The organism is Vibrio sp. V30_P3S12P165 (assembly GCF_009904905.1).
Taxonomy (GTDB): Bacteria; Pseudomonadota; Gammaproteobacteria; order Enterobacterales; family Vibrionaceae; genus Vibrio; species Vibrio fujianensis.
Map to the genome: position 1 here is coordinate 64,299 of NZ_WXWH01000005.1, position 23,677 is coordinate 87,975.

Annotated in this window: 20 protein-coding genes; 7 read left to right on the forward strand and 13 right to left on the reverse strand. The window is 44.0% G+C overall.

Annotated features, from left to right (window positions below):
• Nucleotides 1-6: 6 nt before the first annotated feature.
• The 5 genes from CAG57_RS01100 to rplU all read right to left on the reverse strand — a co-directional run bounded on the left by CAG57_RS01100 (nucleotide 7) and on the right by rplU (nucleotide 3,365).
• Entirely contained in the window at nucleotides 7-480 is a 474-nt protein-coding gene (locus CAG57_RS01100) for a threonine/serine exporter family protein (protein ID WP_161427220.1), read from the reverse strand.
• A 2-nt stretch (nucleotides 481-482) separates the two neighbouring features.
• Nucleotides 483-1,244, reverse strand: coding sequence for a threonine/serine exporter family protein (locus CAG57_RS01105; protein ID WP_099611710.1), 762 nt, complete (start codon nucleotides 1,242-1,244; stop codon nucleotides 483-485).
• A 149-nt stretch (nucleotides 1,245-1,393) separates the two neighbouring features.
• Entirely contained in the window at nucleotides 1,394-2,563 is a 1,170-nt protein-coding gene (gene cgtA / locus CAG57_RS01110) for an Obg family GTPase CgtA (protein WP_099611709.1), read from the reverse strand.
• A 212-nt stretch (nucleotides 2,564-2,775) separates the two neighbouring features.
• On the reverse strand, nucleotides 2,776-3,033 hold the full coding sequence (gene rpmA / locus CAG57_RS01115; protein WP_078926511.1) for a 50S ribosomal protein L27: 258 nt from the start codon (nucleotides 3,031-3,033) through the stop codon (nucleotides 2,776-2,778).
• Between the two features lie 20 nt (nucleotides 3,034-3,053).
• A complete protein-coding gene (gene rplU, locus CAG57_RS01120) occupies nucleotides 3,054-3,365 on the reverse strand; it encodes a 50S ribosomal protein L21 (protein WP_078926510.1) in 312 nt (103 codons plus the stop codon).
• A 271-nt stretch (nucleotides 3,366-3,636) separates the two neighbouring features.
• Here rplU and ispB point away from each other — a divergent pair, with 271 nt between their 5' ends.
• Complete coding sequence (gene ispB, locus CAG57_RS01125) at nucleotides 3,637-4,608, forward strand: octaprenyl diphosphate synthase (RefSeq protein WP_099611708.1); 972 nt, start codon at nucleotides 3,637-3,639, stop codon at nucleotides 4,606-4,608.
• A gap of 104 nt (nucleotides 4,609-4,712) precedes the next feature.
• Here ispB and mdh read toward each other — a convergent pair whose 3' ends face one another.
• A complete protein-coding gene (gene mdh, locus CAG57_RS01130; RefSeq protein WP_099611707.1) occupies nucleotides 4,713-5,645 on the reverse strand; it encodes a malate dehydrogenase in 933 nt (310 codons plus the stop codon).
• A 317-nt stretch (nucleotides 5,646-5,962) separates the two neighbouring features.
• Between mdh and argR the strand changes: the two genes are divergently transcribed.
• The 5 genes from argR to CAG57_RS01155 all read left to right on the forward strand — a co-directional run bounded on the left by argR (nucleotide 5,963) and on the right by CAG57_RS01155 (nucleotide 11,562).
• On the forward strand, nucleotides 5,963-6,433 hold the full coding sequence (gene argR / locus CAG57_RS01135; RefSeq protein WP_099611706.1) for a transcriptional regulator ArgR: 471 nt from the start codon (nucleotides 5,963-5,965) through the stop codon (nucleotides 6,431-6,433).
• 348 nt (nucleotides 6,434-6,781) lie between these two features.
• On the forward strand, nucleotides 6,782-7,750 hold the full coding sequence (locus CAG57_RS01140) for a TAXI family TRAP transporter solute-binding subunit (RefSeq protein WP_161427124.1): 969 nt from the start codon (nucleotides 6,782-6,784) through the stop codon (nucleotides 7,748-7,750).
• Between the two features lie 167 nt (nucleotides 7,751-7,917).
• The gene (locus tag CAG57_RS01145; protein WP_161427125.1) at nucleotides 7,918-10,497 is read left to right on the forward strand and encodes a TRAP transporter permease; all 2,580 of its coding nucleotides are present in this window, start codon (nucleotides 7,918-7,920) and stop codon (nucleotides 10,495-10,497) included.
• Between the two features lie 88 nt (nucleotides 10,498-10,585).
• Complete coding sequence (locus tag CAG57_RS01150) at nucleotides 10,586-11,023, forward strand: universal stress protein (RefSeq protein WP_099611703.1); 438 nt, start codon at nucleotides 10,586-10,588, stop codon at nucleotides 11,021-11,023.
• Nucleotides 11,024-11,157: 134 nt separating this feature from the next.
• Nucleotides 11,158-11,562: a DUF2061 domain-containing protein gene (locus CAG57_RS01155; RefSeq protein ID WP_099611702.1), complete on the forward strand. Its 405-nt coding sequence runs from the start codon at nucleotides 11,158-11,160 to the stop codon at nucleotides 11,560-11,562.
• A 10-nt stretch (nucleotides 11,563-11,572) separates the two neighbouring features.
• Here the strand turns inward: CAG57_RS01155 and CAG57_RS01160 are convergent, their stop codons facing one another.
• The 3 genes from CAG57_RS01160 to malX all read right to left on the reverse strand — a co-directional run bounded on the left by CAG57_RS01160 (nucleotide 11,573) and on the right by malX (nucleotide 15,459).
• Nucleotides 11,573-12,373 carry a glycosyl hydrolase 2 galactose-binding domain-containing protein gene (locus CAG57_RS01160; RefSeq protein WP_161427126.1) on the reverse strand — a complete coding sequence of 267 codons (801 nt, stop codon included), beginning with the start codon at nucleotides 12,371-12,373 and terminating at the stop codon, nucleotides 11,573-11,575.
• A 245-nt stretch (nucleotides 12,374-12,618) separates the two neighbouring features.
• The gene (locus CAG57_RS01165; RefSeq protein ID WP_161427127.1) at nucleotides 12,619-13,797 is read right to left on the reverse strand and encodes a MalY/PatB family protein; all 1,179 of its coding nucleotides are present in this window, start codon (nucleotides 13,795-13,797) and stop codon (nucleotides 12,619-12,621) included.
• Nucleotides 13,798-13,887: 90 nt separating this feature from the next.
• Nucleotides 13,888-15,459: a maltose/glucose-specific PTS transporter subunit IIBC gene (malX, locus tag CAG57_RS01170; RefSeq protein ID WP_099611699.1), complete on the reverse strand. Its 1,572-nt coding sequence runs from the start codon at nucleotides 15,457-15,459 to the stop codon at nucleotides 13,888-13,890.
• A gap of 236 nt (nucleotides 15,460-15,695) precedes the next feature.
• Here malX and malI point away from each other — a divergent pair, with 236 nt between their 5' ends.
• On the forward strand, nucleotides 15,696-16,718 hold the full coding sequence (gene malI / locus CAG57_RS01175; RefSeq protein ID WP_161427128.1) for a Mal regulon transcriptional regulator MalI: 1,023 nt from the start codon (nucleotides 15,696-15,698) through the stop codon (nucleotides 16,716-16,718).
• Between the two features lie 201 nt (nucleotides 16,719-16,919).
• On the opposite strand, the gene rraB is transcribed toward malI, so the two are convergent.
• The 4 genes from rraB to CAG57_RS01195 form a co-directional block, all read right to left on the reverse strand.
• The gene (gene rraB, locus CAG57_RS01180) at nucleotides 16,920-17,336 is read right to left on the reverse strand and encodes a ribonuclease E inhibitor RraB (RefSeq protein WP_161427129.1); all 417 of its coding nucleotides are present in this window, start codon (nucleotides 17,334-17,336) and stop codon (nucleotides 16,920-16,922) included.
• 144 nt (nucleotides 17,337-17,480) lie between these two features.
• Complete coding sequence (gene tldD, locus CAG57_RS01185; protein WP_161427130.1) at nucleotides 17,481-18,926, reverse strand: metalloprotease TldD; 1,446 nt, start codon at nucleotides 18,924-18,926, stop codon at nucleotides 17,481-17,483.
• Entirely contained in the window at nucleotides 18,923-19,783 is an 861-nt protein-coding gene (locus tag CAG57_RS01190) for a carbon-nitrogen hydrolase family protein (protein WP_161427131.1), read from the reverse strand. The genes tldD and CAG57_RS01190 overlap by 4 nt, the downstream gene beginning before the upstream one ends.
• An 18-nt stretch (nucleotides 19,784-19,801) precedes the next feature.
• Complete coding sequence (locus CAG57_RS01195) at nucleotides 19,802-23,668, reverse strand: YhdP family protein (RefSeq protein WP_099611694.1); 3,867 nt, start codon at nucleotides 23,666-23,668, stop codon at nucleotides 19,802-19,804.
• Between the last annotated feature and the right edge of the window lie 9 nt (nucleotides 23,669-23,677).

Consider the following 23,677-nt stretch of genomic DNA (forward strand, 5'->3'; position numbering starts at 1 on the left):
TCGATATTATACGATGGGTTTACGGCGGTAAAATAACAGCCCAGGAACGGCAAGACCAACGGCTAAACCACCAATAATAAACATGGCTTTTAAAAAGTTTTCCATCAAGGTGCCCAGCAACTCAGGAGTAAATCCTAAATGGTTAATTTCCACCATAGCAATCATGGCTTTATAAGCAAAAACACCAGGAACCATCGGAATTAAGGCCGCCACAGTAAACACCTTGGGATGAGCTAAAAAACGACGAGACCACTGTACACCAATCATCCCAACCAGAGTGGCAGAAAAAAATGTCGCCCACTCAATTGGAATGCCAAAATGCATCATTAGATAGCGAGAGCCATGCCCTATCGCCCCCCCTAATGCGCAATATTTTAAAGCGGGGACAGGCACATTAAACACCAGAGCAAACCCAACTGCGGGAATAGAAGCAAACAACATATCGTTGAGCAACCCCCAAAAAAGTGACCATGTCAGCATACTTACCACCCCCAAATTCCGGTTACACTCATTGCTGCGATGATGCCTAAGCTGGTGGCAAAAGTTAATAAACTCGCCATCACAAAGCGAGCGATCCCCATATTAATATAACCTTTCAACATATCAGCAACGGCATTAATCAGAGGAAAACCAGGAACGAGCATCAACACCGATGACGCCATCACTAACGTGGGTTTATTTCCCAATTGATACATCACCGCTTGAGCAGAAATAAGAGAAGTCACGAAAGCGGTCGCGGCAAAATTTAATAGCGGATTAAATTGACGATGACCAATTTCCTGACGAACGATCATCCCGATCGCCGAAGAGAGAAAGGTCATAGCAAAAACAATCCAATCTCCCCCCGCTAATCGACTGAATGCTGAACAAGACAACCCGATCATCACCACCACCAACCAACGATTATAGCGCTCTGGAGTTATACGATTGAGCTTATGCTGGGCCATCGAATAATCGAGTAAGCCTCTTTCCATCAAAATACAAATACGTTGGATCTGAGTAATCACCCGCATATTAATCCCTCGGTCAGCACAGCGCCGAGCGGTGGTAATGCAATGTTGTTGATAAACGGTAGTGACCACTAACGAGCTAGCAGACAATGAAATTTCAACTTCATTCATGCCCAATGCAAAGCCCATCCGGCGCATAATATCACCGATCAAGGTACTTTCCGCACCATGTGCATGTAACATTTGTCCAGCCTGAGCAATTAATCGAGAAACGGCCCTTTGTTTAGATGTCATGATTCCATTCCTAACCATCGAGAGAAATAACTGTCGTATTTTGCAATAATTTTCATCACAACAACATGATTTAGAATATTAAAAAGCCGCAATCAAGATTGCGGCTAACGATAATAGATATTCAGTACAGCCTAATCATATGGCTTTGATTACTCTCGAACATAGATAACATGGCCGTCATCTTCTTCGTCATCCCAATCGTCCCAATCGTCATCTTCAGTGACAACATCTTGACCAGACATGGCATCTTTGTGGTAATCATCCCACATGAACTCGACTTTTTGCTCAGCAGAGGCCACTTCCTGCTCACGGGGAAGAGTAGCCATGAAATCAGCCAATTTCATGCATAGCTCTTTAGTGCCTTGGCGGTTAAGCGCGGAAATTTTGAAATATTGATCTTCCCAACCTAATGCATCAAGTACATTTTGGATAATCTCATTCGCCTCTTCCTCTGGCATCAAGTCCACTTTATTGAACACAAGCCAACGAGGTTTTTGGGCTAACTTTTCACTGTATTGCTCAAGCTCATCCAAGATCGTAAGTGCATTTTGCACGGGATCACTTTGATCAATCGGCATAATATCGATCATATGTAGCAAAACACGACAACGCTCTAGATGTTTTAAGAAACGAATCCCCAAACCTGCGCCATCCGCCGCTCCTTCAATTAAGCCTGGGATATCGGCCACTACAAAGCTCTTTTCTGGCACGACACTCACCACGCCTAAGCTTGGAATTAGAGTGGTAAATGGATAGTCAGCCACTTTAGGTTTTGCAGCCGATACCGCACGAATAAAGGTCGATTTACCTGCATTTGGCAGGCCAAGCATACCTACATCAGCCAGCAGCAATAGCTCTAAACGAATTTCTCGAACTTCGCCTTTGGTCCCCATGGTTTTCTGCCGTGGTGCACGGTTAACGGAAGATTTAAAGCGAGTATTACCCAACCCATGCCAACCACCTTTGGCGATCATCACTTTCTTACCGTGTTCAGCCACTTCGCCAATCACTTCATTCGTGTGAATATCAACCGCACGAGTACCGACCGGAACGCGTAAAATCTTATCTTTACCTCGTTTACCCGTACAATTCCCCCCACGGCCATTTTCACCCCGTTCTGCTTCATAGAAGCGCTGAAAACGGTAATCGATCAATGTATTGAGGTTTTCATCGGCAAGCATGTAAACATCACCGCCATCACCACCATCACCACCATCCGGGCCGCCTTTAGTAACGAATTTTTCTCGCCAAAAACTAACAACCCCGTTGCCACCATCGCCGGCCTGAACTTTTATTACCGATTCATCAACGAATTTCATTTCTTACTCCGCATTACTTGCGTGCACTATCATTGGGTACCCATGATCTCTATTTTAGCAGAAGCTTAAGGTAGCTGGACACCTCCCCCGCTTGCTGCCTAGGAACACATAACAAGTCACCCTAACTTATAGATGACGTGTTATCTGCTCTATTTATAAACAAAAAACCCTACCAAAATGGCAGGGCTTTTACATTCAGCGAGAAACTAAACTTATTCAGCTTCGATGCTAACGAATTTACGGTTCTTAGGACCTTTAGTCTCGAATTTCACTTTACCATCAGATAGAGCGAATAGAGTATGATCTTTACCGATACCTACGTTATTACCAGCGTGGAACTTAGTACCACGTTGACGAATGATGATGTTACCTGCTAATACAGACTCACCACCAAAACGCTTAACACCAAGACGTTTACTTTCTGAATCGCGGCCGTTACGAGTAGAACCACCAGCTTTTTTGTGTGCCATTGTTAAACTCTCCTAATAACTTAAGCGTTGATACCAGTGATTTTCACTTCTGTGAACCACTGACGGTGACCTTGTTGCTTACGAGAGTGTTTACGACGACGGAACTTAACGATTTTAATTTTATCGCCACGACCATGTTGTACCACTTCAGCAGTCACTTTACCGCCCTCTACAAGAGGAGCACCAACTTGAATTTCTTCACCGTTAGCAACAAGAAGAACTTTATCAAATTCAACTGTCGCACCAGTTTCAACGTCTAATTTCTCTAAACGAAGAGTTTGACCTTCGCTTACACGGTGTTGTTTACCACCAGATTGGAAAACAGCGTACATATTTTACTCCGCTCTTTCCGCACAGCCTATGCTTGTAATTTGAGCAAAAAGGGTGTGCGCTAAACTAATCATCAATAGGGCGCAGATTCTACGTGAATGGCGTTCCTATGACAAGCCATATTTGAAAAAAATTGGCGAAAAGCTAATCGCCAAACAAAAGTGGCGCAATCATGCCTTTAAGCCATATATTAATCAATATTTTTTAGTGTATTATTGATCAATTAACGAAGAACATTATGCCTTACAAGCTCTAACTTCAGCCGGATTTATAATGGATTTTAAAGCTATCCAAGCGCTTACTGCCGATGACATGGCAAAAGTGAATGAAACGATACTTGCTCAACTCAATTCTGATGTCTCTCTGATCAATCAACTCGGTTTTTATATTGTCAGCGGAGGCGGAAAACGTCTGCGTCCGCTGCTCGCCATTTTATCGGCCAAAGCATTAGGTTACCAAGGCCAAGGGCACACGCTCGCCGCCGCTTTTATTGAGTTTATTCATACCGCAACATTATTGCACGATGATGTGGTCGACGAGTCGGATATGCGCCGTGGCAAGGCGACAGCCAATGCGATGTTTGGAAACGCTGCCAGTGTCTTAGTCGGCGATTTTATTTATACCCGCTCATTTCAGATGATGACCGAATTAGGATCAATGAAGATCCTAAAACTGATGAGCCACTCGGTTAATGTGATCGCCGAAGGAGAAGTACTTCAGTTAATGAATTGCAATGATCCTGATACCACTGAAGAAAGTTACATGCAGGTGATCTACTCAAAAACCGCACGCTTATTTGAAGCTGCAACGCAGATTGGTGCGGTATTGTCAGCTGCTTCACCAGAAGTTGAGCAAGCACTACAGAACTACGGCCGATACCTAGGAACAGCCTTTCAATTAATCGATGATGTGATGGATTACACCGCCGACGGCAAAGAGATGGGTAAAAACGTCGGAGACGATCTAGCTGAAGGTAAACCAACGCTCCCCTTGCTACATGCCATGCATCATAGCGGCCCAGAACAAGCAGCGATGATCCGTGAAGCGATTGAAAAAGCCAATGGTATGGACAAACTAAACGCTATTTTAGCCGCCATGCATCAAGCGGGCTCACTAGAATATACAACTGCCAAAGCGCAACAAGAAGCGGATAAAGCGATTGCTGAGTTAGCAATCATCCCTGAAAGTGACTATAAACAAGCACTAATTGCTTTGGCTCATATGGCAGTGAAACGGAATAAATAGCCCTTTCACTGTGTTAATTTATAATCACTATGTTAATTCATAAAATCAGATGAAAAAAATGCCGCGATAACTCAGCGGCATTTTTTTTCACGATGGATATTGGTCTATTTAACGAAATCGACCCCAATTTCGATATCTTTATTTAGCGTTTCTAGCATTCCATCCAGCGCGGCCTGCTCATACTCGCTAAGCGCTCCATAGCTAAGGATTTCTTCTACGCCATTTTTACCAAGTTTAACCGGTTGGGCAAAGAATGGAGCGTGTTTGCCATCCCCTTCAACATAAGCATATTCAATGACCGATTCGCCTTGCAGTGCTTTCACTAAAGACAGACCGAAACGGCAAGCAGCTTGTCCCATAGACAGCGTTGCTGAACCGCCACCCGCTTTCGCTTCGACCACTTCTGTTCCTGCATTTTGGATACGCTTTGTAAGCGCTTCAACTTCTTCAGCCGTAAATTCAACCCCTTCCACTTGAGAAAGAAGCGGCAAGATAGTCACGCCAGAGTGCCCGCCAATCACCGGTACACGCACATGACCTGGATCTTTATCTTTCAGTTCAGCAACGAAGGTTTCAGAGCGGATAACATCAAGGGTTGTTACACCAAAAAGCTTCGCTTTGTTATAGACACCGGCTTTTTTCAACACTTCTGCAGCAATAGGAACGGTTGTATTAACTGGGTTGGTAATAATGCCAACACATGCATTTGGACAAACCACGGCAATACGTTCAGCTAACGATTTAACAATGCCTGCGTTCACATTAAAGAGATCCGCTCGATCCATACCCGGCTTACGAGCGACGCCAGCAGAGATAAGCACTATATCAGCACCATCAAGGGCAGGAGTCGGATCCTCACCCGCATAACCTTTAATTGAAACTGGGGTTGGAATATGGCTCAAATCTGCTGCGACACCAGGCGTTACCGGTGCGATATCATAAAGGGCAAGATCTGAACCAGCAGGAAGACGATTTTTCAATAACAGAGCTAGGGCCTGACCGATACCGCCAGCGGCACCAATAACAGCAACTTTCATCGTGGTTCTCCTTGAGAGTTAATCTCTTATAAATGTTTTAGTAGGGTAGATTTAAAACGCTATAGCAAGTACAACTTGATTACAATCAATTAACTTCAGCTTTGCGACTTTGCGCAACTCCCTGAAGCCGTGCTACAACTTAAGGTTCGATTATGACGTCATAATGACTTAATAACAAAAATTTACCCTCTATCTAAACCAAAATCGGAAATTTTTACAGTGACCTTTTAGACAGTTTTGTATCATAATTTGCCACCCTAGTATCGGCTATGTGAAAATACCCATTCATGGTTGATTGAGCGAAAGTAAGAAGAATAATGCGCCATATGGATAAACAAGATAATTTAGTTCGCACTTTTAAAGCGCTACTAAAAGAAGAGCGATTTGGCTCTCAAAGCGATATTGTTGATGCCTTAAAAAATGAAGGTTTTGATAATATTAACCAATCAAAAGTATCACGCATGCTGACCAAATTTGGGGCTGTTCGTACTCGTAATGCCAAAATGGAGATGGTTTATTGTCTTCCGGCAGAACTGGGAGTACCGACAGTATCAAGCTCTTTACGCGAGCTAGTGCTAGATATCGACCACAATAATGCCTTAGTTGTGATTCATACAGGCCCAGGAGCGGCACAACTTATCGCCAGATTACTCGATTCGCTTGGCAAATCAGAAGGTATATTAGGTGTCGTTGCGGGTGATGATACCATCTTTATTACCCCGACTCTCAATATAACAACCAAGCAGTTATTCACCTCAGTTTGTGAACTTTTTGAATATGCCGGTTAATGGCATTTCATACCATGAGTGCATAAAATAAGGATGAAAACAGGTGGATTGATTACCAAATCGACGTGATCCACCTCACATATCGGATAAGTTATCAAGCCGTATAACTTATCTTCCAACTCTTTATTCATCAATTAGTTATCCAGTTAATCAGCTAGGTTCCCCCCACTCTTTCACTAACTTGCCTCACTATATTATTTTACAATTCTATAATTACTTTGCCATTTTTTGCTATTATTCAGTCGCTTTTTCGGTATATGGATTGAAAAAGTTTCGGTTTCTCACTGAAGAAACACCCCGACATTCTCTATTCAATGTTCGGGTAATAACAAAAAGGAAGGGACATTCATGGTATTGAATAAAATCATTAAGATCGGGGCAATTGCCGCAGTAGTGATGGGGTCAAGCACGGTCTATTCGCAGGAATTTATAACCATAGGTACAGGCTCAGTCACAGGCGTTTATTACCCTACTGGAGGCGCTATTTGTCGCTTGGTGAATAAAGATCGTCAGCAGCATAATATTCGTTGCTCTGTTGAATCCACGGGTGGATCTATTTATAACGTCAATACGATTCGAAGTGGCGAGTTAGATTTTGGTATTGTTCAATCCGATTGGCAATATCATGGGTATAACGGCACCAGCCAATTTAAGGCACAAGGGCCAAATAAAAATCTACGGGCGATGTTCTCTCTTCATACCGAACCTTTTAATATTATTGCTCGCACTGACTCAGGAATCCAAAATGTCAACGATCTGGTAGGTAAACGCGTCAACATTGGTAACCCAGGCTCGGGTGACCGCGCAACCATGCAAGTCGTCATGGAGGCTTTTGGATGGACTAACGACAGCTTTAAGCTTGCGGCAGAACTTAAAGGCTCTGAGCGTTCACAAGCCTTGTGTGACAACAAAATTGATGCCTTTATCTACATGGTTGGCCACCCAAATGGTTCAATCAAAGAAGCCACTACTTCTTGTGATGCTAAACTCATTCCAGCCACGGGGCCCAAAATCACCAAAATTGTTGCAGAACGCCCATACTATGCCTATAGCACAGTACCTGCTGGCATGTACCGCGGAACCGATACTGATGTAACCAGTTTTGGGGTTGCAGCAACATTAGTGACCAGTACCGACGTGTCCGATGAAGTGGCTTACAACGTCGCAAAAGCAGTATTTGAAAATTTTGATACCTTTACTCGCCTTCACCCTGCTTTTGCGACACTGAAAAAAGAAGACATGGTCAAAGCCGGACTTTCAATCCCTCTTCATCCTGGTGCAGTCAAGTACTATAAAGAAGTGGGTCTTTTGAAATAATGGCTTAACATCCATTCCCATCTCGCAATGAGCACTCATGCGAGAGCAGAAAAAGCTCGGAACCTTCCGGGCTTTTTCCCTCAGATAAACCCTTGGCTTTCACTCCGTTAGTAAAGCCACATTTTTTGTCTACCCAATTAAGACCATCAATAATAAGGATAACGTACATGACGCAGGCCAATATCCCGTCACAAGATGTGCAAGAGATGGTTGCACAAGCAGATACCGGAGCAAGAAACCCTAAAGGATTGCCCGGCCGTATTTTATGGTTTGTGCCCCTTTGTTGGTCACTCTTCCAACTTTGGTATGCCTCACCTCTGCCTTTTATCTTTGACTTCGCCATTCTCAACGATACTCAGGCACGTTCCATCCATTTAAGCTTTGCCGTCTTTCTTGCATTTACGGCTTATCCCGCATTAAAAAATTCATCGAGAGAGCATATCCCTCTCACCGATTGGTTACTCGCATTAGCAGGTAGTTTTTCAGCCGCCTACATTTACTTGTTTTATGCCTCATTAGCTGGCCGATCTGGAGCCCCCACTACACCGGATATTATAATCTCGGTAACAGGTATGCTGTTATTACTAGAAGCCACTCGCCGAGCATTAGGCCCTCCACTAATGTGTGTCGCCGGGTTATTTCTCTTTTACACGTTTGCAGGCCCTTACATGCCAGACGTGATTGCTCATAAGGGAGCTAGCGTACAAAAAGCCATGTCACATTTATGGCTAACCACTGAAGGGGTTTTTGGGGTCGCTTTAGGCGTATCTACCTCTTTTGTGTTTTTATTTGTGCTATTTGGAGCCATGCTTGATAGAGCCGGAGCGGGCGCTTACTTTATCAACGTCGCTTTTTCTTTACTTGGCCATATGCGCGGTGGCCCAGCAAAAGCAGCCGTTGTCGCTTCCGGCTTATCCGGCTTAGTTTCAGGCTCTTCCATTGCTAATGTCGTAACCACCGGCACCTTTACCATCCCATTAATGAAACGAGTTGGCTTTCCGGGCACTAAAGCGGGAGCCGTCGAAGTTGCAGCATCAACTAATGGTCAGCTAACACCACCGATCATGGGGGCTGCGGCTTTTTTAATGGTGGAATATGTTGGTATTTCCTATGTTGAAGTTATTCGAGCAGCATTACTCCCTGCGCTGATTTCCTATATTGCGCTGATCTATATTGTGCATTTGGAAGCTTGTAAAGCAGGTATGACGGGGCTTCCACGACGTAAAACCACGACATTAATACAAAGCCTGCTCTCATTTACCGGTACAATATTGGGCCTATGTGTATTAAGCGCCATTGTTTACTATGGTATTGGTTGGACTAAAGAGGCATTTGGTGCTGCTGCAACACCGATAGTGGGAACCGCTCTACTGGTTACGTACCTTCTCTTAGTGCGAGTTGCGGCAAAGTTTAACCATGAAAAAGCACCCAACATCGATCAAAATATACAAGAGATCCCTGAAGTTGGCCCAACCATTAAATCTGGCTTACACTATCTACTCCCTATTGTGGTATTAGTCTGGTGCTTAACCGTTGAACGATTTTCACCAGGACTTTCGGCATTTTGGGCGACCATATTTATGATCTTCATTTTACTGACCCAGCGTCCCTTGATGGCTTGGTTTAATCAGGCGGGGGATGCTTCCACTCAAGCCAAAGTGGGGGTAAATGATTTGCTTGAAAGCCTAGTCTCCGGTGCCAGAAATATGATTGGTATTGGTGTCGCTACCGCCGCTGCCGGAACAGTGGTTGGCGTGGTCACCTTAACAGGAATAGGCTTAGTCATGACCGACTTCGTTGAGTTTGTCTCTGGCGGGAATATTATCTTAATGCTGCTCTTTACTGCCGTGATCAGCCTCTTACTGGGAATGGGGTTGCCAACAACGGCTAACTATATTGTAGTTTCGACCTTAATGGCCCCCGTGATCGTCACTTTAGGCGCACAAAACGGCTTAATTATTCCACTGATAGCAATCCATTTATTTGTATTTTATTTTGGTATTCTAGCGGATGATACTCCTCCAGTCGGCTTAGCCGCTTTTGCCGCTGCTGCCATCGCTCAATCCGATCCTATCCGTACAGGTATTCAAGGCTTTGCTTATGATATCCGTACCGCGATTTTGCCCTTTATGTTTGTGTTTAATACCCAGCTATTACTGATGGGGATTGATACCTGGTGGCATCTTGCTCTTACCATCGCCTCCGCCATCATCGCGATGCTACTATTTTCAGCGGCAACACAGCGTTGGTGGTTTACTAAAACAAAATGGTGGGAAGTGGTCGCACTATTATTACTAACGTTTACCTTCTTCCGACCCGGTTTTTGGTGGGATATGATTTATCCCGCACAACACATTTATCCTGGAACACAACTTGAATCACTTGTTGAACAAACCCCGGTTGGTCAACCACTTACCATGATTGTCGCAGGAGAAACCTTAACGGGGAACTACGTTTCTAAAACCGTCATGCTGCCCTTTGATGACCAAGCAACCAATGCAGCACAACGTATTGCTTCAATGGGGCTAATCATCAATAAAGCCAATAATCGCATGCTGATTGATATGGTTGAATTTGGTAGCCCCGCGGAAGCGGCAGGCATTGATTTTGATTGGGAAGTTCGTTCGATAATTGTCGACAGCGACCGGCCCATGAAAGAGTGGGTATTCCTCCCTGCCATCTTCTTTACTCTACTATTAGGGTGGAACCAAAAAAGACGAGCAGCTAAACAAGCCTTAGCCGCTTAATATATTGATAATAATCAGACCTATACCCAAGCAATAACGCCACGCTTGGGTATAGTTTTCATCAGTACTAACACAGAGATAATGAATTATGTATCACCATATCTTGGTTCCTGTCGATTTAAATGAGCAGGGCTTTGCAGATAAAGCAACCCAACTCGCCGTATGGCACGCCCAACAAAGTGGCGCTAAACTACACCTATTAACCGTTTTACCTGGTATTCATATGTCGATGGTGGCCACTTACTTTCCCCGTGATGCTGCAGCAAAAATGAAGCAGGATGTGCGAGAAAGGTTGGCACAATTTGCTCAGCAAAATGTTGCCTCTGACGTTGAATATCAACTGCATGTCGCAGAAGGAAAACCATACGCGACCATTCTGGAACATGCCGCTAAACTTCACGCCGACTTGATTATTATGCCGAGCCATAAACGTTCACGCATGGATAAAGTGATGCTGGGGTCTGTGGCCAGCAAAGTGGTTGAACACTCACCCATCAATGTGCTGGTTGTCAAACCACAAGGATAGATAATACCTCGGCGCTTCATGCGCCTTTTTTTGTTCGTTATTACCTATCAAATTAATTGTTCAATTCCCCTTTTCTTTTTGAGAATAATTATCAATAATGATTACATCAAAAAGAAACGGAGCGAGTAGACATTATGAAAAAGACATTAAGCTTTGCTGCTATACACTTTACCATCGCTTTCACTATCGCTTACATCCTAACTGGCGACATTATCCTCGGAAGTTTAATTGCAATGTTAGAGCCGATGGTGAACACCGTTGCTTTTTATTTCCACGAAAAAGCATGGACCAAACATCCATTCTTACTACGATATGCAAGTAAGCCACAGCTAAAAACCGCCAGCTTCGCTGTGATTCACTTCAGTGTTGCCTTTAGTATTGCTTACCTATTAACTGGCAGTTGGTTAGTTGGTGGCGTGATGGCGATGATTGAACCTAGCTTTAATACCTGCGCTTACTATTTCCACGAAAGATTGTGGCAAAGTATGCATCCACAGGCCAAAAGTTCAGAGCAAAATCATTGGGGCTGTGCCCATTAATCATCAAGGATTATAAAGGAAAGTGAGTGACACAAAGGTGCTCATTTAAACCTAATTTCAGCGCTACTTTTTGTCCATCTAACTCAACATTGATGGTATAAAGCGCAGCAGAATCAGGGTTCTCAGGCCGATAAATCTTGGGAGCCTCAACTTGAAATAGCGCACTCACACAATCACTACGAACATCAATCGGTAACTGATAAGTCATATGATCAAACTTGACCACTGCAGAAATCAACCCAGCCGCATACGATGTAAAAAATAAGCGAATCAGTAGTTCACATCCTCCACCATGATGCCAAATTTGCTCAGTGGTAATGTGTTCAAGCCGAACATGACGAATGCATTGTAAATAAGGCGCACGCCATATTCCCATTCGCTCGTCGTAACGCTGGGGTATTAACTCACCTAATACACACTGCTCCACCTCATCATGATCAATCAACGATTCTTCTTCTGGATAAAGAAATAGAATTTCGACCCGATTTCTACCTAGATTAAGCAAAGAGCGAATTTCTTTTTTATAGATTGCCTGAGTACCATCGCAATCAAACAGAGCCACCCCATTCAACCGCACCTCTGCATGATAATCGATCCCTTCTAGCACCAGATCGATCGCAGGATAACGCAGCAATTGCTCATCAACCTCAATATCGTGCATTAAATGCCATTCTTGTGCCGCAATAATAGATTCATCAAGTGATTCAGGTAAAACTGAACTAAGTGGTGCAGGAAAACAGAGATCCTGCTGTGGAATAGATAAATCGGTCAAGGGAGAAAGCTGCCAAAATCCGGCAAGAGAAAGTTGCATAATGGTTATCAAGGTTAATCTGTTTTCGCCATGTATACATGATCTAGATCAAAAATACCAGCCAAGTCGCTGGTATTTATCGTATAGAAAAAACACCAGCATACCACTAGCCAAATATGAGCTTAAACTTGATGTTTAGCATGGCCGATACCAAATAGTTTGAAACTCTATTTCTTCTACAACACAGTTTTAAATAACAGACTCTATGTTTAAGTAGCCATTTCTCAAACACTGCCACGATCGATTTATCGCTGCAATTTGATGGCTTGAATCAAGGCGGAAATACCCTGCTCGACTTTGCTTTTTGGGCAACCTAGATTGAGTCTGAGGTAACCTTTACCTGAATCGCCATAAACGTCACCAGACATAATAGCGACATTGAATTGTTCAATTAACGCCTGATTAAGCATCACCATATCTAGATTCAGAACAGACAAATCGATCCACGCCAAATACGTCGCGTCTGGCACCAGATAGATCACGTCAGAAAATGTACTTTGTAGCGTTTCTTTCACGTATTTATGATTAGCCAATACATAATTATTGAGCGCATTTAACCAAGCTTCACCATGCTGGTAAGCCGCCATCGTCGCGAGAACGCCCATGATAGAAGGCGATGAAAGTCCATCCACTTCCTTGAGTTTATGCAGATAACGTTCACGCGTTTGTGAATCTGCAATCAGCGCATAAGCTCCGTTTAATGCGGGAATATTGAATGATTTAGACGCAGAAGTAACCACAGCCCAATCTTGCGTGTTTCCAAATCCCACGTATGGAATATGACGCTTAAAGCACACATCCATATGAATTTCGTCGGAAATCACTTTGACTCGATACTTTTCACAAAGTACAGCCATTTGTTCCAGCTCACTTTGGCACCAAACTCGCCCAGTTGGATTATGAGGACTGCACAACAGCAGCACGGTGTTATTCACGTCAGCAAGCTTTGTTTCTAGATCTGACCAATCAATATCAAATCGACCTTGCTGCCGGATAAGCTGGCTACGAACGCACGTCCGACCTTGCCCTTCAATCATCTTGTCAAACGCATCATAAGCAGGTGTATGGAACACTACGCCCTGCCCTGGCTGACTCCACTGCTCAATCAATTTTGATACGATATAGATAACCGATGGGCCGTACACCAATTGCTGAGTATCAATTTCGCATTCAAAACGAGTTTGGTACCAATAACGAATTGCTGATTTAAAATCATCATGATTCCAGCGACTATAACCTAACACCGGATGTTCCAGCCGTTGTTTAAGCACATTGATGACCGGCTCTGGCGCAGCAAAATCCATATCTGAAATCGTGAATGGTAATAGACCTGCTTTACCAAATCTATCTTGAACATAATCCCATTGTGTGCAGTAAGTTCCGGTGCGATTAATGGGGGTATCAAAATCGAAATTTTGAGTCATACGAATCTTCCAATATTAAGATCCCTCATCACAATCACATTTGGGGGTTCTTTCGATTGTGACGAGGGGGAGCATCTATCAAAGTAATGATTAGCTAGCTGACATGATGGCTTGCATTTCGTTCTTCACTAGATGAACTTGCGTACCAATTACGACTTGCAGATTGTGTTCATCAAGCTTCACTACACCTAGCGCGCCGTTGGCTTTCAACTTAGCATCATCAACCAAACTCATATCATTAACAGACAAACGAAGACGAGTAATACAGTTATCCAATGCCATAATGTTCTCTTTGCCACCGAGTGCTGCCAGTACCGCAGCACCTTTGCCGGATTCGTTGATGAATGCGGCCTCAAGCTCTTTGTCTACTTCCGTGGTATCGATTTCACGACCTGGTGTTTTTAGGTTGAACTTAGTAATCGCAAACTTAAACACCGAGTAATAAACCACAAACCAAACACCTGCCACCAACGGCACTAAGTACCATTTCGTCGCTGTGCCTTGCAAGATACCGAATACCAAAAAGTCAATCAGATTGCCGTCTGTGTTACCGATGGTTACATCAAGTAAGCCCATGATCATAAAACCTAGACCCGTTAGAATCGCATGGACGAAGTAAAGCACGGGGGCAACAAATAGGAACAAAAATTCAAGCGGCTCAGTAATACCACCAACCACACAAGCTACAACGCCAGAGATAAGCAACGCTTTAATTTTTGAACGGTTCTCAGGGCGAGCACAGTGATACATCGCAAGAGCCGCACCCGGTAAACCACCTAAGAAAGTTGGCATTTTACCTTGAGACAAGAATGCCGTGACTTCCGGTGTAAACGCCTTCGTATCAGGACAAGACAATTCAGAGTAGAAGATGTTTAGCGCGCCAGACACCGTTTGACCACACACATCCATTGTACCGCCCGCTTCTGTGAATCGAATCAACGCCACCAAGATATGATGAAGACCGATTGGCAGCAGTAAACGTTCACCTGTACCAAACAGCATTGGACCGAAATCGCCAGCACCTTCAATTACATGACCGATGCCGTTAATACCCGCAGCAAAATACGGCCATACGAATGGGATGAACACACCGACAACACCCAACACCAATGCTGAAATGATCGGAACAAAGCGAGCGCCGCCAAAAAATGCCAGCGCATCAGGCATTCTAAAGGTATAAAAGCGTTGATGAAGCTTCGCAACGATCACACCAACGATAACCGCACCGAGAATCCCCGTATCAATCGACTCAATGCCGATAATGCTTTTCACACCATAAGCTGTACGTTCTGTTTCACTATCCAATACATTTGCTACGGTTAAGAAAAAGTTGATCGCTAGATTGAACGCTGCATAACCAACAAAACCTGCAAAACCTGCCACGCCTTTTTCTTCACGCGCCAAACCAAGAGGAATCGCAACCGCAAACATCACGGGTAAATAGATAAATGCGACAAGACCAATTTTAGTCATCCACATAAACAGGTATTGCAAAAGGGTATTATCTAAAAATGGAATGGCTTCTTTGATGGCTGAACTGGAAAACGAACTACCGACACCAAGAAGAATGCCTGAGAATGCCAGCAGCGCGACGGGTAACATGAAGGTCTTACCGAGGCTTTGTAAGAACTCCCACATCGTCGATTTATTACTTTTAGACATAGTTTGTCTCCGAAATTTAAAAGCTTGTAGGGCTCATGCACATCACATTATGTGCACATTAAGTATTATTTTTATGCGCTTAATATACATAGATAAAAATTTTGATAAAACGTTTTACCAACATTCTGTGATCCAGTTAAATAACTCTTTACATAAACCGTGTGGGACTTTCAAGTTAACGCTAATAGGGTTAAAGTTTACTGATAAAACGTTTTTTCAATCGATAAAGTGAATTTATGTTATCCAAAAAAGTGACTATCACAGAAGTTGCTCAGCATGCAGGCGTATCAATTACTACTGTCTCTATGGTGCTGGGGAATAAAGGACGGATATCTTCAGACACAATAGAAAAGGTCAACGCTGCGGTGGAGGAACTCGGCTATATCCGCAACCGTACTGCTGCCAACTTACGCTCTAACTCAAGTGAAATTATCGGACTGATTCTCAAAGACATCAGCGATCCTTACTATGCGGAAATCGCTGCAGGATTGAGTGAAGAGATAGAGCGACAAGGTTACATGTTATTTTTAGCTCAAAGTGGTGATAGCCAAGAAAAATTTGAAAAATGTATTTTCACTATGGCAAACCAAGGCGTAGGTGGAATCGCATTTTGTCCAGTGGGTGAAAACCAACAGTTCAACGCAGAAAACTTAAGACAGCATAATCTACCAATGGTATGCATTTCACGAGCCTCGGTGGATAAGCAAATCGACTACGTAGGCCCAGACAATATGTACGCTGCTAAACTTGCGACAGAACATCTAATTCAGCAAGGTCATCGAAGAATTGCATATGTTGGTGGCGCAAGTAGTTCATTGTGCCGTGCTGAGCGTATTGGCGGGTACTGTTCTTCTCTGATGCAATTTGGTTTACCCTTTAAATCAGAGTGGATCGTTGAATGTGAGAAAAGCCAAGCCTCTGCAGCACAAACCGTGCAGCAATTGTTGTTAGAACATCCACAAATCACCGCAATGCTTTGCCATCATTCATCAACAGCACTGGGCGCTGTCTATGGCATACATCGAGCTGGACGCTCAATCGGTAAAGATCAGTTTATTGGTGAGCAAATATCGGTAATCGGCTTTGATGATGTTGAAGAAGCAGAACTGATTGAGCCGTCGCTCACTTTTGTTAATTCCAATGCGCGCGAGATGGGAAGACAAGCCGCAAAACGATTGATCAATCAACTGAAACAAGAAGACGATGAACCTTATAGCTTAATCCTTCCACCAAAGCTCATTATTCGTGAGTCGGCGTGACGCCCCTACATCATTTTTCCACTGTTTTTAAGCATGGCTCCGCTGGTTAACAGTATCAAATGACCCACCATCCTAATGGTTATCTGTTAACCAAATCTCTTCATTTATAAAAAGTAATTAAGAGTTAGAGCGAGTGCTTAACGGAGAGAGGTATCAGCGCAAAAGCCTCACCATGTATGGCAAGGCCTTGATTAATAATGACTATTCTTCGTTATCGTCATCTTCTTCATCGTATAACGCGTCGTCACCTTCGTAATAGGTTCCCCATCCATCATAAATAACGTCAAATTTTTCGGCCAGATTGACTAATTTTTCAACTTGTTCATCAATAGCTTGAGGGTTTAGTACCGATGACATGGTCGCATCAAAACAGAGTAACTTATTACCCTCTTCATCTTCGGCTTCTTCAGCTTCCAGTACTTCAAAGCCAAGTTTAAATGCTTCAACCGCCGCTTTTTCTAACTTATCGAAGTCTTCTGAAAAGAAGTGGTGTTCAATTTCATATAAGGCTTCTGGATCACTGCCGTCATCGAGTAGCGCTTGAATAATTTCACGAGTCTCTTCTTTTTGCATTTCAATAAATGCTTCAACAGAGAGATAGTCATCATCATGAGACATAGCTGTGGCTCCAAGTAAATAGGCTTAAATTTTTGTGCGACGAAATATCGCACGGTTCCTCATAAATTACCACCAGCAAAATGATCTTCTACCGATCTTTTCTCTCGCTCGGTCAGGAATAGATGAGGCTCTCTCCAATATCGCTTATTCCGTTCCGCCAACAGTTAACGCATCGAGTTTCAATGTCGGTTGCCCAACCCCAACTGGCACACTCTGTCCAGCTTTCCCACAGACACCGACACCACGATCAAGGCTCAGATCGTTACCAACCATAGAAACTTGCTGCATTGCCTCGATGCCAGATCCTATCAAGGTGGCTCCTTTAATTGGTTGAGTGATCTTACCGTTTTCTATTAGGTAAGCTTCTGATGCTGAGAACACGAATTTTCCTGAAGTAATATCAACTTGCCCCCCACCAAAGTTAGGGGCGTAAATTCCTTTTTTGACACTGGCGATGATCTCTTCTGGTGTATGTTGGCCTGGCAACATATAGGTATTGGTCATGCGGGGCATCGGCAAGTGCGCATAAGATTCACGGCGACCATTCCCTGTTGGCGCAACCCCCATAAGACGTGCGTTCAACTTATCTTGCATATACCCTTTGAGTACACCATTTTCAATCAACACATTATATTGTCCATTGACACCTTCATCATCAACGTTAAGTGAACCTCGCAGATCTTTTAACGTGCCATCATCAACAATTGTGCAAAGATTTGAGGTGACTTTTTTGCCTATTTTTCCAGCAAACATCGATGATCCTTTACGATTGAAATCACCTTCTAACCCATGTCCGACAGCTTCATGTAGTAGAACCCCCGGCCAGCCAGAACCAAGTACCACGGGCATGGTTCCTGCCGGAGCGGCAACCGCCTCTAAATTGACTAACGCTTGTCGAATGGCTTCATCTGCATAAGCAAAGGCAATTTTCTGACCATTCTCCTCATTGAGAAAGTAATCGTAATTAAATCGACCACCGCCACCGGCGCTACCACGCTCGCGACGCTCACCTTTGGTCGCCAGTACCGAAATCGATAGGCGTACTAATGGACGGGTATCACCCGCATACGTCCCATCAGTCGCGGCGACTAGCATCTGCTCATGTACTCCACTTAAACTGATCGATACCTCTTGAATCAAAGGTTCTTTGGTACGGATATAAGCATCTAACTGCTGTAATAACTCGGTTTTTTTCTGTTTTTCCCAACTGTCTAACGGGTTAGCGGCTGCATAATAGTGTTGATTTTCGGTACGATGAAATGCTTTGACATGCGCATTTTTTCCTTGCTGAGCAATGCCTCGTGCGGCGATTGCACTCTGCTTTAAACCCTCTAATTGAATTTGATCAGCGTACGCAAAACCAGTTTTTTCGCCACTGATCGCTCTGACGCCTAACCCACAATCAATATTAAACGAGCCATCTTTAATAATGCTGTCTTCTAAGACCAAAGATTCATGCCAACTGGACTGAAAATAAATATCTGCATAATCAATGTCACGAGTGGTGATACTGACCAAAGTATCAGCAACATCTTGCTCACTGAGGCCGGTAGGGGTTAGTAGTGCCTCTTCTATACGGGTAATACTCATAGCGGATTCTTTTTCTCTATCAATTGATTATAAAAACGTGTGTGTTCCATAACAGGCATGGTACGGCGAATGGATTCTATCTGCTTGACATCAATCTCTACCACTAAACATCCGGGCTCTTGAGCAAGTGAAGCGATCACCTCTCCCCATGGGCTGACAACCATGGAGTGTCCCCATGTTTCACGACCACAGGGGTGACGGCCCGTTTGACCGACGGCAATAACCCAGCACTGAGTTTCTATCGCTCTTGCCTGCAACAATATTTGCCAGTGGGCTTTGCCGGTTACCGCAGTAAAGGCGGCAGGCACCAATAACACTTGAGCCCCTTGCTGACGTAGCTGACAATATAGCTGAGGAAAACGCAGATCGTAACAGATCGACAAGCCTAACATACCGAGAGGTGTGTCTACGACCACCACTCGGTTACCAGCCGTAAATGTGGCCGATTCTCGGTAACGATGATGGCTATCTGCGATCTCCACATCAAGATGGCTATCTGCGATCTCCACATCAAATAGATGTAACTTGTCATAATCAGCTACCCGTTCACCTTGAGGATTAAACAGTATCGAGCTGCTGGTGATGCCATTTTGACGACGAATAGGCAAGCTACCCACCAAAAACCACATTTGATAACGTCTCGCCAACTTTGCCAATTTTTGTTGGATAGGCCCTTGAAGTAGAGGCTCAGCCTGTTGCCGATAATCCAGATGTCGTCCAAATAGAATGGCGTTTTCTGGTGTGAACGCCCATGTTACTTTTTGTTTCGCTAACTGGGCTAACTGCCGTTCAATCGCCTGAAGATTGTCACTGACCGATGAGCCTGAGGTCATTTGTATTAAACCTAACCTTGCCATACTAAACTCCTTATTCGGTTATTTCTTCAGTTTTTCTGGCAACTTAAACTCCCCTTTACTGCGCGATAACTCTTTCACCGTAGGCGAGTCAATCGGACCAATGACTTGATAATTAACTTGGGTAAAGACTTCCACCACAGGAGAGATAACCGTAGTAATCGCCAACACATACAAAGCCGTAGCGGGAGTAACGGCAAAAGCGGTCATCACTGGGAGTCCGGAGGTAATATCTGGAATAAAATTCACCTCAGCATCGACCGTGCGCGTATTTAAGTCCGCCATGCCTTTAATCGTCATCTCACCGGCAATCGCATCCATTTTGATGTTATTCGTGACAAAAATACCTTGCGAAAACTCACCACTGCCAGTGATGCGGCTAAATGCCATGCCTTTATCAAAAATATCACTAAAGTCTAGCTGCATTTTACGAATGATCGAATCAAGGCTAAAGATGCCTAGTAGCTTAGATGCGCCACTGACATTAGAGATCACCCCTTTACCTAATTTGGTTGCCAATTGACCTTGTAAAGTATTAACCTTCATCGACCAAGGAGAGCCTTGCCATTGCATCTGGCTAGTGATCTCAAATGGAGCTTTTTGGATACCAGAAGTAATTCCGAACCGCTCCATTAAATCGCTGTTATTTTCACCCTTCATCGCCAAATTCATACTGGTTTGACTGTCGTTTTCCGTGAGTGTCCACTCACCATTGATATGTATTTGGTTTGACCCGCTGACGATGTCAATTCGCTTCCACGCGAGAGTTTCACCTTGACGTTGAAAATCCATATTAAGCGTACCGACCTTATACCCCTGTAACCAAAAGTCATCAATCAGTAAGGTTAAATTGGGCATCAACGCATGGAATTGACGATCAAATTCAGAAATTAACGGCGCTTGTTGCTTTAATCTATCCACGAGCAAGGTACTGCCATCACTAGGTTTCATCTCAAGTTGGGGGAGATAAATATGCAAACGTTGCAACGAAATACTGAGATCATAAGGTTCAATATAGCTGGCCTGTCCTTGTATTTCTTGGCTATTGATCTCTGCCTGCCAGCCAAGATTTTTTTGTCGAGCTGAAAATTCGACATCATGCCACTCTAACTCCCCTAATGTGAGTTCCTTGACATGCACATCGATACGCTCAGGTAATGGTATTGGTGGGGGATTGATCGAATTCAATCTAGCACCAGAAGAGGAGGGTGATATTTGCTGAACAAGCGCTAACCACTGATCGACATTGAACCGTTCACTCCGTATTTGAGCCTGATGTCCCACAACCGGACTCATCTTAAAGCTACCTTGTCCAAGTAAAAGATAACTTGCCTTCAGTTCAGGCATTGACTGAGTGATGTCAATTTCTGCTTGATATTTGGCCTCAGGAAGCTGTAGCCGTGCTGAGATCGTTTGTTGATTACCTGAAGCCTGTAAACGTGCAACGCCAGGCGTATTGAATGATTTTGTGAATGGGTAAGGATAGTCACTGGTTATCGAGCGTAGGTTTACCTGCGTATCAATCTGATAAGTAAACCCCACATCACTAAGCTGAATATCGACTCCCATTTGCCAAGCGGCATGGCCAGATACAGGGGCTAGCCAGGACTCACCCACATAAGGTTTAAGCCGCGATGTTTCCCAGTCACCAAGCAGATCAATCGCCACATTATAACCTTGCTGAGCACTTTCGCCTTTGAAGTCAAAAGAGATCGGCTGGGTTAACAATTGAGCCGATAATCCAGCCGCCGTCACTCTATCATTATCAAAATGGATGCGTCCAGATACGGTTTCTAGCGTCATCGAGGGTGTTTGAATATTGACATGATTCTGCTTTAAATCAGCCCATCCCCAAGCTCGAATATCTCGGGTATGCTCAAATGGAATACTCAGTTGAAACTCAGAACTTACCGAACCATTCACCTCAATGGTTGTTAACGCTGCGCCAACCGAATCAACTAATGGCGTGGCGGTCATATAGTCTCGTACGGCATTGCCTTGCCCTTCGACAGTGGCATTTAGTTCTAACTTTCCGTCACTGGCAAGTTCCGCTATTTGTCCAACAATCCGCTGAGCTTTCACTCCCATCAGGGTCGCAGAACGTGAGTCGAGGTACATGGCATCGTTTTCAAAGAGTAAATCGAGCTGTAAATCGGTGATCGTTGGCCAAGCCGTATCGAAACTAAATTGTGCCTCTTTTAATCCGACCCAAGCTTGAAAAACGCCATTGTTCTTCGAATAAGGAAATTCATTCAATGCACCATACCAAAGTAACTTTGCTGTTTTTACTTTGCCGCCCTGAATTGAGGTCGAGAGGTAGTCGGTTAACTCTTGCCCTAATGCTAAAGTGGGTAAATAACGCCAAGTTTCACCGGCATTGTATAAATCAGCCTCAGCATAGAAGGAGAGAAAAGGTGGGCTTTGATGCGGAAAATCTAGCCGAAAAGCCCCTAATACTTGTAAATCTGGCGTAGCGGCAGTAATTTTATCCGCCCATAAAGACCAACCTTGTTCATTGTTCTGCCAAACAAGATCAAGCGCGGCTTGACGAACAGATAAAGGAGCTTGAAAAACTTCCCCATAAGGAAGCGTGTCATCGATCAATGAAGCATGAATCACAGCTTGATCTGGCGTACCTGAAATATAAGCTTGTAAGTGATGAACTTCCGGCAGTAATGCCCATTGATCAATCATTCCTTGATTGAGTTTAGCGGAATAATGAATCGGTTGATTGATGTGTTTGCTAATACGAATATCTTCGAGCCTGCCGTGTGGGTTAAGCTTAGCAACCCAAGTTCGAAGTTCATTTTTCTCTGGAACTAGCGTCATAAAGGGGGATAACGTTTCTAGCGCCAACTGAGAAACATTAACTCGCCAACGATCAGGCTGCCAATCAAACGCCACATCAAGGCTAGGCCAAGGTGTATGATCGGTACGTAAATTCAAGGCATGAGCACTCACCTGCCATCCCTTCGCTGTCGGAGATAGTTTAAGTATTCCTGACTCTAATAATAATTCATGCTGTTCTTGCCCATGCCAAGAAATTTCCGAGGGTTTTAGCTCCACATAGCCGTCAATCGGTTGGTTATGCTCAAGTGTCACCCAGGCATTAAAACTCACCACGCCGCGCTCAATACCGACTTCATCGGTGAAATATCGAGTCAGCCATGGACGCACTCTTAACTGATCAGCACTGATGTAAAAATTGCCTGAGATATCACGCAATGAACCATGATCCTGAAAATCGGCCCGTACATTTAATGAATTGATTTCACTATCGGCTAAACTAACGATCCCTTCCGCTCGATGCTGTTGTTCTTGGTTTTGCCAATGGAGTTTTTCAATTTCAATCTGGCGCAGATCGCCCGCCAGCGTTTGGTAAAAAACCCTAGAATCTTGAATAGAAAAATCATCAAGTTGACGTAAAAATAGGTTATCTATACGCTGCAGGATCACACCTTGACTATTAAATGAAGGGTTAGATTCCGCTTGCTGTAATGCTAACCAATCAATCGAACGAATATCTAAGTTCAGTTGGTGGATAATAAGGTTGGCAACCACAGGCTGACGTTGCAGTAGACTTTGTAATAAATCAAATTCCACATCCACACGTTGAGCCTGAAACTGGATCTGACTTCCGTCTGGCAAATTAGCCTGCACCCCCTCTAATGACAACGAAGGGTGAGTATTGCGCCAAAAGCCACGCACATCTGAAACAACCCATTGGATTTGAGTACCGTCACTCACCCAATGTTGAATTTCGTCTTTGAAACGATTCATTTCTGGCAACAGAACGCGTAGCAAGGTGACAAGCAAAGCCAGCACCACTAATACACTAATCAGTAGCCATAACACCATCCGCCCAAGGCGAGTTAAACTCGAAATCACCCACAATCC